Below are 13,608 nucleotides of genomic sequence, written 5' to 3' on the forward strand. Positions count from 1 at the left end.
CCCCGAGCCAGCGCACGACGTCATCACCGCGAGCTGGCGATATTTATGATAGGCATGTAAATAAGTGGTTGAAGTAAAGGCTTTTGGGCGGCCCGTCGTCAAGGGGAACCCGCCACGCCGTTACCGATTCGTTCCTATTGGGGGGAGGGGGCGAGTATTGGCCCAGATGGATCGCCATGGGCGATCATGATCAAGCAACCCTGGTACTTTTCGTAGCCTGGTCAAGAGATGCCACCAAGCCGAGAATGAAGAAGACAGGAGAGACAACGCCGTGTCGGAGTCGATGCCCAGTGCCGCCCGGGATCAGACCATGCTGCGCCGGGCGAACGAACTGACCGTTCTCGCGGTGCTGCGCGACGGGACGTCACGGGTCATGCGGGAGATCGCCGACGAAACGGGGCTGTCCTGGCGCACCGCGAGTGTGGTGACCGAATCGCTGGAGGCGCACGGGTGGCTGATCGGTGAGGCCGACACCAATGGCAAGCGCCTGGGCAGGCCCGCCCGCCGCTACCGTTTCCGAGCCGATGTCGGCCACGTGGCCGGCATCGACATCGCCGCGCACGCCGTCAGTGTCTTCATCGCCGATCTCGCGGGGGCCGTCGTCGGGAGGCACCAGGTGTCGGTGTCACCCGGCGATTCGGCGGCCGACAGGCTCGCCACGGCGGAGGCGACCTTGCGGGCGGCGCTCTCGACCGCCCGGCTCGACGGGACGGGCGTGTGGGCGGCCGCTGTGGGGTCGACCGGCATCATCGGCCCGGACGGCGTGGTCAGCAAGTCGGCCGTGCTTCCCGGATGGACCGGGGTCGACCCCGGGGCGCGGCTGTCGCACCTGCTGCGCTGCCCTGTGTCGGTCGTCAACGACTGCAACCTCGCCGTGCTGGCCGAGCGCTGGCACGGCCACCGCGCCGACACCATGATCTACCTGCTCACAGGCGTACGGCTCGGCACCGGGCTGGTCATCGGTGGTCAGCTGCATCGTGGTTCCGCCGGCGCCGCCGGTGAGATCGGCGAGATCCGGGAGTACGGCTGGCACGACGCCGCGGAGCGGCTGGCGGCGGCCGCGCCCGGCCCGGCCTCCGACCTCGACCGGGCCGCCGCGCAGGTCTTCGCCGCCGCGCGGGACGGCGACGTGAAATGCCGGCTCGCCGTTGAGCGGTTCAGCATGGACCTGGCCCGAGGTCTGACCGCGATGGTCCTGACCATCGACCCGGACCTCGTCGTGATCGGTGGTGGCTTCGCGCACGCCGCCGACTTACTCCTGCCGCGACTCCGGCAACAGCTGACCGACACCTGTCCGCACGCCCCTCGGATGGAGACCTCCGAGCTGGGGGACGAATCGGTCGGTCTTGGCGCGGTGCGGCTCGCCCTGGACACCATCGAACAGCGCATCACCGCCCTCGACAGCGCGACCCCGCTGACACCGGCGGCGATCCGCGGAGCCTCTTGACAAGTCCGTGCACAGGCCTCTTACTGAAGGCATTTATTTATATGCCTTCAGTAAATAGGAGGTCTTGTGGCACGCCTACTCCCGGTCCTCGCCGCCTTCGAACCGCGTGACACCGATGTCGGCGTCGTTCACCGGTTGCCAGGAGAGGCCGGGGCGGGGGCGATCTCCATCGCGCGGTGGCGCAGGTCGGCGGCGAACTCCTCGGCCCACCGCGCCTGGGTGCGCAGGACCTCACACCGCTCGCGGGCCGTGCGTTCGAAGGACTCCAGCCGGTCGCGGCAGCCGCGCAGCTCGGCCTCGCTCAGCCGACCGGCCGCGGCGTGATCCTGGAGCAGGTCGGTGACCCGCAGCAGTTCTCGCATCTGTTCCAGGGTGAAGCCCAGCGGTTTCATCCGGCGGATCACCATCAGCCGTTCCACGTCGCCGGCGGTGTAGAGGCGGAACCCGCCCTGGCTGCGGGCCGAGGCCGGAACCAGGCCGACCTCCTCGTAGTGGCGGATGGTGCGCAGCGACAGCCCGGTGAGTTCGGCCACCTGCCCGATGTGCATGTGATCCTCACCACCGTGCACGCCGGGCGGATTCTCCACTCGGGAGCCGGGAGCCGTGGATTCGTCCATGTTCCTGCCCGCTCTCGCTACGTAACCGATCTGGGCCGGTACGGCCGGGCGGTCCGCCCCGCCAGATCTCTACCCTAACGTTAAGGTAGAGTCGCCGCTGTCCGGGATCGTATGACTTCGTCCCGCATGGTCACACCCCGGCCCGCGCAGCCTTCGCCGCGGTGCCGCGCCCGCCCCCAGTAAGGAAAACGACGTGCGCATGCCCACCCGGCTCGGCCGCCCCGTCTGGCTGACGCCCTCGGTGGCCCGTACCGAGATCCTGTCCGGCCTGGTCGTCGCCCTCGCCCTGATCCCCGAGGCGATCTCGTTCTCCGTCATCGCCGGTGTCGACCCCAGCGTCGGGTTGTTCGCCTCCTTCGCCATGGCCGTGGTCATCTCCGTCGTCGGGGGCCGTCCCGCCATGATCTCCGCCGCCACCGGCGCCATCGCCCTGGTCGTCGCGCCGCTGGCCAGGGAACACGGTTTCGGCTACCTGATCGCCACCGTCATCCTCGGCGGCCTCGTCCAGATCGTGCTCGGCGCGCTCGGCGTGGCCAAGCTGATGCGCTTCGTCCCGCGCTCGGTGATGGTCGGCTTCGTCAACGCCCTGGCCATCCTGATCTTCATGGCGCAGGTGCCCGAACTCGTCGACGTGCCGTGGGCCGTCTACCCGCTGGTCGGCGGCGCGCTCGTACTGATGGTGTTCCTGCCCCGCCTGACCAAGGTGGTCCCGGCTCCGCTGATCTCCATCGTCGCGCTCACCGCCCTGACCATCGGCGCCCACCTGGCCGTGCCCACCGTCGGGGACCGCGGCGCGCTGCCCTCGTCGCTGCCCGTCCCCGGCCTGCCCGACGTGCCGTTCACGCTCGACACCCTGACGTTGCTCGCGCCGTACGCGGTCGGGTTCGCCCTGGTGGGGCTGATGGAGTCGCTGATGACCGCCAAACTGGTCGACGACCTCACCGACACCCGCTCCTCCAAGACCCGTGAGTCCGTCGGGCAGGGCGTCGCCAACATCGTCACCGGCTTCTTCGGCGGCATGGGCGGCTGCGCCATGATCGGCCAGACCATGATCAACGTGAGGAACGGCGCCCGTACCCGGCTGTCCACCTTCACCGCGGGCGTCATGCTCATGGTGCTGTGCATCGTCTTCGGCCCGCTGGTCTCCCGGATCCCGATGGCCGCCCTGGTCGCCGTCATGGTCCTGGTCTCCTTCGGCACCTTCGACTGGCACTCCATCGCCCCGGCCACGCTCAGGCGCATGCCCGCCGGAGAGATCGGCGTCATGGTGATCACGGTCGCCGTCGTGGTCGCCACGCACAACCTGGCCATCGGCGTCGTGGCCGGATCGCTGACCGGCCTGGTCATCTTCGCCCGCCGGGTGGCGCACCTGGCCGAGGTCTCGGCGGTCGTGGACCCCGACGGCCGCCAGGTCGTCTACGCGGTCACCGGCGAGCTGTTCTTCGCCTCGTCCAACGACCTGGTCTCCCGGTTCGACTACGCGAGCGACCCCGACGAGGTGGTCATCGACCTGACCGACGCCCACATCTGGGACGCCTCCTCGGTGGCCGCCCTGGACGCCGTCGAGGCCAAGTACGCCGCCCGCGGCAAGACCGTACGGATCACCGGGCTCAACCGGCCCAGCGCCCGCATGCACGACGCCCTGTCCGGAGAACTGTCCGGCAGCCACTGACACCGACCGTTTGACAGGGCCCGCGGCTACAGTCCGCTGAGGTGCGTCGCCTGGGGGTGACCCGCTGTCCGTCGAACTCGCTAGGTCGCCGTGGGGGCGTCGGGACGGCTTATGTCGCCGTAGAGCCTGAACAGGCGGATACCGCTGTCGTCGTGGTCGCTCTGTTCCTCCAGCAGCGACCAGCAGCGCGCGGTCAGGGCGCGGGCTCGGGCGCCGGGCCAGGACGCGGGGAGGAGCTCGGGAGGCAGGAGCGGGTCCGCCTCCATCGCGCGGGTGAACTCCGCGGCCAGCTCCACCGCGACGGTCAGCCGCTGCGCCCCGGACAGATCGGCGGAATCCTCGATGAGCGCGAGCCGGGGCTCCGCCACCGCGGCGAGCCGGTCGTAACGTTCGGCGATCTCGTCCAGCGGCCACATGGCGCGGGTGAGCGCGACGGGATCGGTCTCCTCGCCGCGACGGAGGTCCCGGGTGGTCAGGAAGGTGACGTGGTTGAGGATGTCCAGGCGGCGGGCGTGCTCCTCGACGTACGGCTCCCAAGGATTGGCGCTGAGGTAGAGGCCCCCGTGGATGGCGGCGCCGCCGAGGAAGGTGAGGCAGGCGCGCAGCGCGTCGCGGGCGGGCCGCGCGCTCTCCGGTACGGCGAAGCCGACGAGGTGCCAGGCGCCGTCCCAGGGGGCGAGCCCGGCGTCCTGGCGGAAGGCGTGGGTGACGAACTCGACGTCGAGGCCCATCGCACGTTCGGTGCCGCCGGTGGCGCGCAGGATCGCCTTGCGCCCTCGTCCCTCCTGGACGAAGCGTCCCTCGGCGACCAGGCGTTTGATGCACAGGCGAACCTGCTGGTCGTTCATGCGCAGCAGGTTCGCGGTCGCGTAGAGGTCGCCGGCGTCGACCGTGAGGTCGGTGCGGACGAGCGCTTCGACGAGCATCCGGGTGGGGACATGGACGTCCATGCTGCGGCCCTCCAAAAGAACTATCGTATTGGGCTCGATAGTCGAATGCATGAAAGATTCTGTGTCGGGAGCCGATGATCCGTGGTCATGAGGTGTGGTCCACCCTGACGACCTCGTCGCGGCCGGTGCGGGGCGGGTCGCAGTGGGCGGCCAACTCGTCGAAGTATCTTGCCGGGTCGAGTACGGCGTCCGGCGGGTGGACACCGGGGGTGCGCACCGTGCCGTCGAGGATCTGCGCCGCCGCGAGCAACAGAGGGATCCCGGTCATCCTGGCCATCCCGCGCGGCGAGGCGATCAGCCTCGCGCCGACCCGGTACGGCCGGCCGTACCGGAGTCCGGTGGCCAGTGCGAAGAAGGGGGGAAGTGAGCCGGGGCCGCGCAGAGAGAGCCGACGTATGGCCGAGCGGGCGAAGCGGGCGGCGGTCGGGGTCTCGATCGCGGCGGCGGCCTGTTCCAGGGAGAGCCTTCCCCGGTCGACCTCATCGCGCAGGGTCATCAGGTAGGCGGCCGTCTCCGGCCTGACCACCATGACGCAGGCGGAGTCGCGGGTGACCGAGCAGGTCGCCGGGAGGGTCAGCGGTTCGGGATGGCCGACGGTGTAGACGGTTCCGGTACCCAGCCCGGGGTAGTCGAGCCGGACGGGTTCGAGCGGCGGGCCCTCGGCGGGTTCCCCGCCCGACCAAGTCATGATTTTTCCTGACAGCTGGTGCATCCAGTGGACGAGGGCGGCCGAGTTTCCGTCGGACGCGTCGTCGGCGGGGTCGTCTCCGACGAACGGGACGTCCACCGGCCAGGCGGTGAAGACGTCTTCGACGGTGTCCAGTTCTCGGCTCGCCAGCGCGGCCAGCATGTTGCCGGTGCCCGGGCTGGCCCCGGCTCCGACCACGGCGATCACGCCCGCCTCCCGCGCCTCGGCGTCCATGGCGAGCATGTCCAGCGTCGGTTCCCAGTCGTCGCAGATGTCGGCGTAATGGGTACGGCTCTCGATCGCCGCCCGCAGGATCGGCACACCGAGCCGGAAGAAGGGGCCGGTGGTGTTGAGGACCAGGTCGGCATCGTGGAAGAGCTCGCGGAGCCGTACCGGGTCCGAGGCGTCCACCGGCGCGACCGAGACGCCCGGGAAACGGGCGGCCAGGCGTTCGGCGGCCGCGGTGTCACGGTCGGCGATCGCCAGTTCCGCGATGTCCGCGCGCCCGGCGAGCGCCTCGACGACGGGTCCGCCCATCGCTCCGGCTCCGCCCAGCGCGACCACACGGTATCGCTCGCCCATCGAAACCTCACCGCCCGTGCTTCTTCACGAAGTCGGTGAGCGAGTCGAGGTAGCCGGGTACGTAGAGCGAACGGGGGGCGGCGACGTACGTGATCAGACCCCGGACGCTGCCGGGGGTGTCCAGTTCGTACCTGGCCGCGCTGTGGGAGCCGCCCCGGAGCGTCTCGACCGTGAGCAGGCCCTGGGGGACGCCCGCGCGATAGGCGGCCTCGGTCTCCTTGACGTCGACGTTGCGGTCGTGGTCCCCGAGCACGAGAAGAGTCGGGGTGCGCACTCTCGGAAGCTGGTCCGTCACATCGGCGCGGAAGTTCCGGAGAACGAACCCCCACCGGTCCTTGCTCATCGGCGGGTCGTCCAGCCTGGAGGCGAGGTACTCGTCATACCCGGCGCCTTCCTCAAGAAGGCGGATCTGGGCGGCACGCCGGCGGAGTTCGGCGCCGAGCCTGTCGCCCGGCGCGCCCTGGTCCTGGAGTTCGGCCCGCAGGTTGTACTCGCCCTGCCGCAACCAGTTCACCGCAGCCCCTACCAGGATCATGAAGCGCAGGTCGGTACGGTCTCCCGCCACCTTGGGCAGCACCCAGCCGCCCTGGCTGATCCCCCACACTCCCAGCCGATTCGGGTCGATCTCCGGTCGCCGCTTCGCCCAGTCCAGCGCGGCGTCGACCTCCGCGCTGCGATCACTCATGCTCTGGTGGAGCCAGTTTCCCGGCGCGCCGTCGACGCCGGGCTTGTTCCAGGACAGCGAGGCGTATCCGGCACGTGCGAACGCCTCCCAGATCGGCCGGTAGAACCCGTCCCTGGAGGCGTCCGCCACTCCGTCCCCGTGAGCGAGGACAACCAGCCCTCGCGGCCCCTTCCCCTCCGTCGGTAGCGCGAGCACCGCCTCCAGCGGCTGCTTCGGACCGGGGATGGTCACCCGCACCTCGCGTACGGCGAAATCGTTCTGCACGACGATCCACGCACCGGCCCCGGCGACCAGGACGAGCACGCAGGCGAGGGCGATCCAGAGTGGTCCGACCCGCTTCCTTGCTTTCATGTAACTATCGTAATGAATACGATCGTAGGATTGTCAATAGAAAATTGGTCGTGTCGGTACCGTGGCCATCGGCGCCCGCCTCGGAACGGATGGGCCGTGATCAGGCCGAACCCGTACGCCACCAGGTGGCGGGGGACGAAGGGCCGGGCACGGCGGGGCGCCATCCCTGCCCCGCCGTACCGTTCAGGCCGATGACGTGCGGAAACGCGTTAAGGACAGACCTGCTGGTAGGGCTGTCCGGGGATGTACTGCCGCCATTCCTGCGGGGTGAGGGAACGGCCCACGACGGCGCAGACCTCCGCGGAGGGGTCCTCCGGTATCCTCTCCTGCCACAGCCGGATGGTCCTGTCCTCTCCGCCGCTGGCCAGGGTGGTGCCGTCGGGGCTGAAGGCGACGGTGTTCACTGAGCCGTTGTGTCCCATCAGGGGGGCGCCGATCGGGTGGCGGGTGGCCACGTCCCACAGGCGGATGGTCCTGTCCTCTCCGCCGCTGGCCAGGGTGGTGCCGTCCGGGTTGAAGGCGACGGTGTTCACTGAGCCGTTGTGTCCCGTCAGGGGGGCGCCGATCGGGTGGCGGGTGGCCACGTCCCACAGGCGGACGGTCCTGTCCGTTCCACCGCTGGCCAGGGTGGTGCCGTCGGGACTGAAGGCCACCGTGTTCACCGAACTGCCGTGTCCCATCAGGGAGGTACCGATCGGCTGGTGGGTGGCCACGTTCCACAACTGGACGACGCCGTACCAGCTGCCGGTGGCCAGCAGGCGACCGTCGGGGCTGAAGGCCACCGTGTTCACCGCGCCGCTGTGGCTCAGGAGGGGGGCGCCGATCGGCTGGTGGGTGGTCACGTCCCACAGCTGGGTGGCGCCGTACCAGTTCCCGGTGGCCAGCTTGGTGCCGTCCGGGCTGAAGGCCAGCGTGTTCACCGCGCCCTGGTTCCCCTTGGGGGTGAGGGTACCGATCGGGCGGCGGGTGGCGGCGCTCCAGAGGTGAACGCTCGTGTCGCTGCCGGAGGCGGCCAGCAGGCGGCCGTCCGGGCTGAAGGCCAGCGTGGCGATGCCGCCGGCGGAGCCGGTCACGGGAACGCCGATCGGGCGGCGTGCCGTGACGTCCCAGAGCCGGAAAGTCTTGTCGTTCCCGCCGCTGGCCAGCAGGCGGCTGTCCGGGCTGAAGGCCACGGTGGTGACATCGAGCGTGTGGCCGGTCAGAAGGACACTGTTCTCGTGGCGCGCGGAGGTGTTCCACAACCGGATGGTTCCGTCGTCGCTGGAACTGGCCAGGATGCCGCCGTCCGGGCTGAACGCGATATCCGTGATCGGGCCGGTGTGGCCGCTCAACGGGACGCCGATGGAGCTCTGGGTGTGGGCGTCCCACAACTGGATGCGTTTTTCGCCCTTGCCGACGATGGCCAGCGTGGCGCCGTTCGGACTGAACGCCAGTTCGCTGGTGTAGCCGGTGGGCAGCGGATGGCCGACCCGCCCGTGAGTGGCGACGTTCCACAACTGCACGTTCGCGTTGTCGCCGAAAGTGGCGACGGTGGTGCCGTCGGCGCTGAACCTCACCCGAGGGGAGGGGCCGACGTCGCCGTCGAACAACGGACCGTTCATGCGACGGGTGGCCAGGTCCCAGCTTTGCACGTGCGTCTCGTTGACGTAACTGGTGGCGAAAGTGGCGCCGTCGGGGCTGAAGGCCACGCCGGTCACGCCGTGGGCGGGAGTGGCGGGCAGGGTGACGGCCGGGCGGCGGGTGGCGACATCCCACACCTGGACGTTCCCGCTGTCGCCGACGGTGTTCAGCCTGGTGCCGTCCGGGCTGAACACCACGAGGGCGACGGCGGTGGTGTGACCGGTGGACAGGGTCGCGGTCAGGCGGCGGCCTGCGACGTCCCACAGCCGTACGTCCTCGCCGGCGCCCGCGGTGGCCAGCAGGCGGCCGTCCGGGCTGAAGGCCATGGTGCGGACATCGCTGTCGCGGGCGGGACCGGCGGGCAGAGTGGCGACGAGGTGATGAGCGGCGACCTGCCACAGTTGCACACTTCCATCGGTGCCCGCGGTGGCCAGCAGGCGGCCGTCCGGGCTGAAGGCCACGGTGGTGACGCCCCCGGCCGGGTTGTTCAGGACGCCGTCCAGGGAGCCGGTCAGTGTGGTGAGCATGGTGTAGCGGGCCTCGGCGGTGGGGGTGAAGTGCCAGGACGCCGCGGCCAGCAGTCCGGCCAGGGCCGGGTCGGTGGCGGCCAGTTCGTCGCTGCTCTTGGCGACGAGCCGGGCCAGGACCTCCCGGCCGCGGGCGTCGGCCTGGCGGGCCGCGGTGATGGCCACCCCGGCGGCGGCCGAGGCCAGGACGCTCAGGACGGTCAGCGCGGCCACCGCCAGACGTGCCAGCTTCCTGCGCCGGACGGTGGCGCGTTCGGCCTGGTCCGCCGCCTCGACGGAGGCCCGCAGGAAGGCGATCTCCAGTGAGGTGAGGTCCTGCGGGTGGGTCAGCAGGGGCCGGGCGGCGCTCAGGCGGGTTCCCCGGTACAGGGCACCGGGGTCACCACCGAGTTCCTGCCAGCCGGTGGCGGCCTCGGTCAGGTGCCGTTGCACGCGTAACAGCTCGCGTTCCTGATCGATCCATTCGCCCAGGCGCGGCCAGGAGGAGATGAGAGCCTCGTGAGCGAGTTCGGCGGTGTCCTCGTGCAGGGTCACCAGCCTGGTGGCGGCCAGCTGTTCCAGCACCTCGGCGGCGTCGGGGCTCGTGTCGGGAAGCAGCTCGGCGTAGGAGGCGGGGCGGCGGGTGTCTGCCGCCTGCTCACCCGGGTTGATCAGCCGCAGCAGGATCCGCTGTGCCTGGTGGGCCTGGGCGTCCGACAGGTTCGCGTACAGCTGTTCGGCGGTGGCCGTGATCGCCCCATGTATGCCGCCGGCCCGCTCGTAACCGGACAGGGTCAGGGCGTTGCCGCGACGGCGTCGCCAGGTCTCCCGCAGGGCGTGCGAAACCAGCGGCAGGACGTTCGCCTGCCCCGCGGCGTCGGCGATGAGGCGGGCCAGCAGCGCGCTTTCGACCACACAGCCCGCCTGCACCGCGGGCCGGCTGATGGCTCGGCGCAGCTCCTCGACGTTCATCGCCCCGACCAGCAGGTGGGACTCCCGCAGCGCCTCAAGGAGATCGGTGTGTTCGGCGCAGCGGGCGTAGAAGTCGGCGCGTACCCCGAGGACGACACGGACGCGGCTGTTGGCCGCCCGGGCGGCGGTGACCAGCGCCTCGATGAACCGGGCGCGTTCGTCGGCGTCTCGGCACAGGGCGAAGACCTCTTCGAACTGGTCCACGACCACCAGCAGTTCGCTGTCCGCGGGCCGGTCGGTCAGCGCCTGCAACACGGCCAGATGCAGGGCACGCGGGGTTTCGTCCAGTTCCTTGCGCAGGGTGGCGGCCGATTCATGACCCAAGGTGGCCAGGCGCGCGGCACATTCGTCCAGGGGATGCGGTCCGGGCGTGAACAGCAACGTCGGCCAGGAAGCCGTTTTCTGTTCCTTGCCGAACGCGGACAGTAACCCGGCCCGCAACAACGACGACTTTCCTGCCCCTGATGCGCCGAGCACCATGAGAAAACGGTGTTCGCGCACGCAGGTCATCAGCTCCTCGGTGAGCCGCTCCCTGCCGAAGAACCAATCGGCGTCTTCCGTTTGAAAAGCAGTCAGGCCGAAGTAGGGATTCCGCTTCTTATCGTTTTCGGCCTTGGTGTTCCCTTCGGCCGATTCTGCGGCGACCGTCTTCCATCGCTCCTCCCATTCATGCACGTCACCCCCGCATGCCTGTACATAGGCGATCGTCACGGCGAGGCTCGGTAGTTTCCGGCCCGCCGCCGCGTCGGCCAGCGTCGCCGCTGAATAGTGAGCCCGGCTCGCCAATTCTCGATAAGGAGGTCCCCCCGATTTCGCGCGTAACAGCCGCAGGTCAGCAGCGAAACGCGTTAACGCACTGTCGTTGTCGTCCAAGGGACGCTCAGCTCGTGGCATCTCCACCCCCGCCCATCAGGTCACCGAGCCATTGTCCGGTGCTTGTTGTCTGGTGTGCAGCCTTCGATACCGGACAACGAACTATGGCTAGGAATGGTTCGCAGACGGACGGCGAGAGCCGGATCCTCGCGAAGCCCCGACTGTGGGGCGGCGGCAGAGAAAAGAAGAGGAAATGAATGCGTTGATTTCCACGACCGGGGGATACGTGAACGAGCAGCCAAAACGACTGTTGAACAAAACACCGGCCACCGCGGAGACCGATCACTGGCTCGCCAAAGCCGACGCGCTGGCGTCGGTGATCGACGAGCACCGGGAGCAGGCCGAGTACGAACGGGTGACTCCCGCGCCCGTCATCGACGCGCTCCGGGCCGCGGGCGTCCACCGCATGTGGGTGTCCAAGGACTTCGGCGGCGGCCAGGTGAGCCTGAGAACCGGATCGGCCGTCATCCAGCGGCTGGCGGCCGCCAACCCGTCGGTCGCCTGGCAGATGGGTGTGCAGGGGGCGATCGGACGGCTGTCGGACTACCTGCCCGAGCAGACCGCCCGCAAGCTCTTCGCGGAGAACGACACGCTTGTGGTCGGCGGCGTCAACCCGTCGGGACGGGCGGTCCCGGTCGACGGCGGGTTCCGGCTGAGCGGCACCTGGGCGTTCGCCAGCGGCTCCGCGCACGCCGACTGGCTGATCTGCGCGGCGGTCGTCACCGGCGAGGACGGGACCCCCCACATGACGGACACCGGGCCGGAGACGCGCATGCTCTTCGTCCCCAAATCCGAGTGCCGGATGCTCGACACCTGGCACACCATCGGCCTGCGGGGCACCGGCAGCGAGCACTTCGAGATCGAGGAGACCTTCGTCACGGAGGACTTCACCGTCGCCGTCGCCGACATGCTCCGGCCGCCGGCCGCCCGGCCGTCCCGGGCGTACGCCATCGGCTACTACGACTTCGGGCCGTTCACCTCGGCGTCGACCGCCGTGGGAACCGCGCAGGGCGCCCTTGAGGCGTTCAAGTCACTGGCCACGAGGAAGACACCGGCGGCGGCGACGAACCCCCTGGCGGGCAGTCACACCGTGCAGGAGAAGCTGGGGCGGGCCGAGGCGCAGCTGCGTGCCGCCCGCCTGGCGCTCGTCGACGCCGCGTGGCACGCGGAAACCTGCGGAGAGGACGGCGGCGACGCGCTCAGCGCGCTGATCCGGCTCACCGCCGCGACCGTCGCGGAGAACGCCACGAGCGTCGTGGACACCGCCTTCCGCCTCGCCGGGACCACGGCGATCTACACCTCAAGCCCGCTGGAGCGTTACTTCCGCGACGTCCACACGGCCGTCAAACACATCACCCTGTCGCACACCCATTTCGAGACGGTCGGCCAGTACCTGCTGGGCGGCCCCCTGATGATGCGACGTTAACGCCGGTCACGTACAGAGGAGAGAGTCATGCAGACCATGAAGGCCGTACAGCTTCTCGCCCCGCGTAAGACGATTCTGGCCGAACTTCCCAAGCCCACGGTTCCGGCCGACGGGCTGCTGATGAAGACGCGATGCGTATCGATCTGTTCAACCGACGTCTCCTTCTTCGAAGGTCACCTGTTCCCCTCCGAATATCCGGTGGTCCTGGGCCACGAGTATCTCGGCGAGGTCGTGGAGATCGGTTCGGAGTTCACCGGTCCGGGTATCGAGGTCGGCGACCGCATCGTCTACTGGGGACAGACCGACTACGACGGCTTCGCTGAATATCGGACACTGCGTCCTATATTCTCCGGAGAGATCAAAACGGATGTCTTCGAGGCCGATCGTAATTTCTATGACGATCGGCGGGCGGCCGCCGTCAAAGTGCCCGAAGAGCTCGACGACCTGCAGGCCTCCTTCATCGAGCCGACGACGGGAGTTCTGCGTTCGGTGCTGGCCAACGCGCCCAGGATCGGCGACCGGGTGCTCATTCTCGGTACCGGGCCCATCGGGATCATCGCAGGAAGCATCATCAAGAAACTGCTGGCGCCGCACTCGGTGGTCTCCGTGGACGCCAATCCGCACCGCAACACCCATGCGGAGGCGCATTTCTCCGAGCGCGCCTACTTCCCGGACGAACTGATCGAGGAAGTGCAGGAGAGCACCTTCGACTACGTCTTCGACTGCCTGCCCACCGTCAATGTGGCGGATCCGGCGAAGGACCCGAGGCGGGTCGCGATGCGCAAGCTCAAACCGCGCGGCAGGTACGTGCTGTACGGCGCGTCCCAGGAGATGCAGAGCTTCGACACGTGGCTGATGCTGGCCAAGGGCATCAACATCAGCGCCTCGCCCTTCGACGTCAGCAGTTTCCCCATGCACCACACGGCCAACGTCATCACCGCCGCCATGCAGATGCTGGTCTCGGGGATCGTCGACGGTAAGCGCCTGCTGTCCACCGTCCACCCGTTCGACGACTACGACGGTCTCGTCAAGATCCTGGAGAACTACCGTACGACCACCGGGCTGAAGACGGTGGTCGACTTCCGGGGGGACGCCTGGTGATCCGGGCCGAGTCCGGCGAGTCCTCCGGCACGGCCGCCGAGATGTCGCGGCCCGCCTGATCCACCCGCGCGCCGGAGGCGATGACGTCTGTGCCCGCGCCGGCGATCCACACGGTGAC

Annotated in this window: 9 protein-coding genes; 4 read left to right on the forward strand and 5 right to left on the reverse strand. The window is 69.2% G+C overall.

Annotated features, from left to right (window positions below; genetic code table 11):
- Window positions 1-271: 271 nt before the first annotated feature.
- Complete coding sequence (locus tag ABZ470_RS27625; protein ID WP_362914976.1) at window positions 272-1,447, forward strand: ROK family protein; 1,176 nt, start codon at window positions 272-274, stop codon at window positions 1,445-1,447.
- Window positions 1,448-1,575: 128 nt separating this feature from the next.
- Here the strand turns inward: ABZ470_RS27625 and ABZ470_RS27630 are convergent, their stop codons facing one another.
- Window positions 1,576-1,995 (reverse strand): MerR family transcriptional regulator, encoded by a 420-nt coding sequence (locus ABZ470_RS27630; RefSeq protein WP_362915244.1) that lies wholly within the window; start codon window positions 1,993-1,995, stop codon window positions 1,576-1,578.
- A 268-nt stretch (window positions 1,996-2,263) separates the two neighbouring features.
- Here ABZ470_RS27630 and ABZ470_RS27635 point away from each other — a divergent pair, with 268 nt between their 5' ends.
- Entirely contained in the window at window positions 2,264-3,736 is a 1,473-nt protein-coding gene (locus ABZ470_RS27635) for a SulP family inorganic anion transporter (RefSeq protein ID WP_362915246.1), read from the forward strand.
- A gap of 80 nt (window positions 3,737-3,816) precedes the next feature.
- On the opposite strand, the gene ABZ470_RS27640 is transcribed toward ABZ470_RS27635, so the two are convergent.
- The 4 genes from ABZ470_RS27640 to ABZ470_RS27655 all read right to left on the reverse strand — a co-directional run bounded on the left by ABZ470_RS27640 (window position 3,817) and on the right by ABZ470_RS27655 (window position 10,984).
- Window positions 3,817-4,686, reverse strand: coding sequence for a PaaX family transcriptional regulator C-terminal domain-containing protein (locus tag ABZ470_RS27640; protein ID WP_362914978.1), 870 nt, complete (start codon window positions 4,684-4,686; stop codon window positions 3,817-3,819).
- An 85-nt stretch (window positions 4,687-4,771) separates the two neighbouring features.
- Window positions 4,772-5,956, reverse strand: coding sequence for a saccharopine dehydrogenase NADP-binding domain-containing protein (locus ABZ470_RS27645; RefSeq protein WP_362914980.1), 1,185 nt, complete (start codon window positions 5,954-5,956; stop codon window positions 4,772-4,774).
- A 7-nt stretch (window positions 5,957-5,963) separates the two neighbouring features.
- Window positions 5,964-6,992 carry an alpha/beta hydrolase gene (locus ABZ470_RS27650; protein WP_362914982.1) on the reverse strand — a complete coding sequence of 343 codons (1,029 nt, stop codon included), beginning with the start codon at window positions 6,990-6,992 and terminating at the stop codon, window positions 5,964-5,966.
- Window positions 6,993-7,201: 209 nt separating this feature from the next.
- Window positions 7,202-10,984 carry a hypothetical protein gene (locus tag ABZ470_RS27655; protein ID WP_362914984.1) on the reverse strand — a complete coding sequence of 1,261 codons (3,783 nt, stop codon included), beginning with the start codon at window positions 10,982-10,984 and terminating at the stop codon, window positions 7,202-7,204.
- Window positions 10,985-11,156: 172 nt separating this feature from the next.
- Here ABZ470_RS27655 and ABZ470_RS27660 point away from each other — a divergent pair, with 172 nt between their 5' ends.
- Together ABZ470_RS27660 and ABZ470_RS27665 are read left to right on the forward strand one after the other, a co-directional pair.
- A complete protein-coding gene (locus ABZ470_RS27660; RefSeq protein WP_352015707.1) occupies window positions 11,157-12,389 on the forward strand; it encodes an acyl-CoA dehydrogenase family protein in 1,233 nt (410 codons plus the stop codon).
- A 27-nt stretch (window positions 12,390-12,416) separates the two neighbouring features.
- On the forward strand, window positions 12,417-13,490 hold the full coding sequence (locus ABZ470_RS27665; protein WP_352015708.1) for an alcohol dehydrogenase catalytic domain-containing protein: 1,074 nt from the start codon (window positions 12,417-12,419) through the stop codon (window positions 13,488-13,490).
- Window positions 13,491-13,608 lie beyond the last annotated feature (118 nt).

This window comes from Streptosporangium sp. NPDC020072 (assembly GCF_040631445.1).
Classification (GTDB): Bacteria; Actinomycetota; Actinomycetes; order Streptosporangiales; family Streptosporangiaceae; genus Streptosporangium.

Coding starts and splice junctions, on each gene's coding strand:
- ABZ470_RS27630 (WP_362915244.1), bottom strand. CDS start 1,995: ATGCACATCGGGCAGGTGGCCGAACTCACCGGGCTGTCGCTGCGCACC.
- ABZ470_RS27635 (WP_362915246.1), top strand. CDS start 2,264: ATGCCCACCCGGCTCGGCCGCCCCGTCTGGCTGACGCCCTCGGTGGCC.
- ABZ470_RS27640 (WP_362914978.1), bottom strand. CDS start 4,686: ATGGACGTCCATGTCCCCACCCGGATGCTCGTCGAAGCGCTCGTCCGC.
- ABZ470_RS27645 (WP_362914980.1), bottom strand. CDS start 5,956: ATGGGCGAGCGATACCGTGTGGTCGCGCTGGGCGGAGCCGGAGCGATG.
- ABZ470_RS27650 (WP_362914982.1), bottom strand. CDS start 6,992: ATGAAAGCAAGGAAGCGGGTCGGACCACTCTGGATCGCCCTCGCCTGC.
- ABZ470_RS27655 (WP_362914984.1), bottom strand. CDS start 10,984: ATGCCACGAGCTGAGCGTCCCTTGGACGACAACGACAGTGCGTTAACG.
- ABZ470_RS27660 (WP_352015707.1), top strand. CDS start 11,157: ATGAATGCGTTGATTTCCACGACCGGGGGATACGTGAACGAGCAGCCA.
- ABZ470_RS27665 (WP_352015708.1), top strand. CDS start 12,417: ATGCAGACCATGAAGGCCGTACAGCTTCTCGCCCCGCGTAAGACGATT.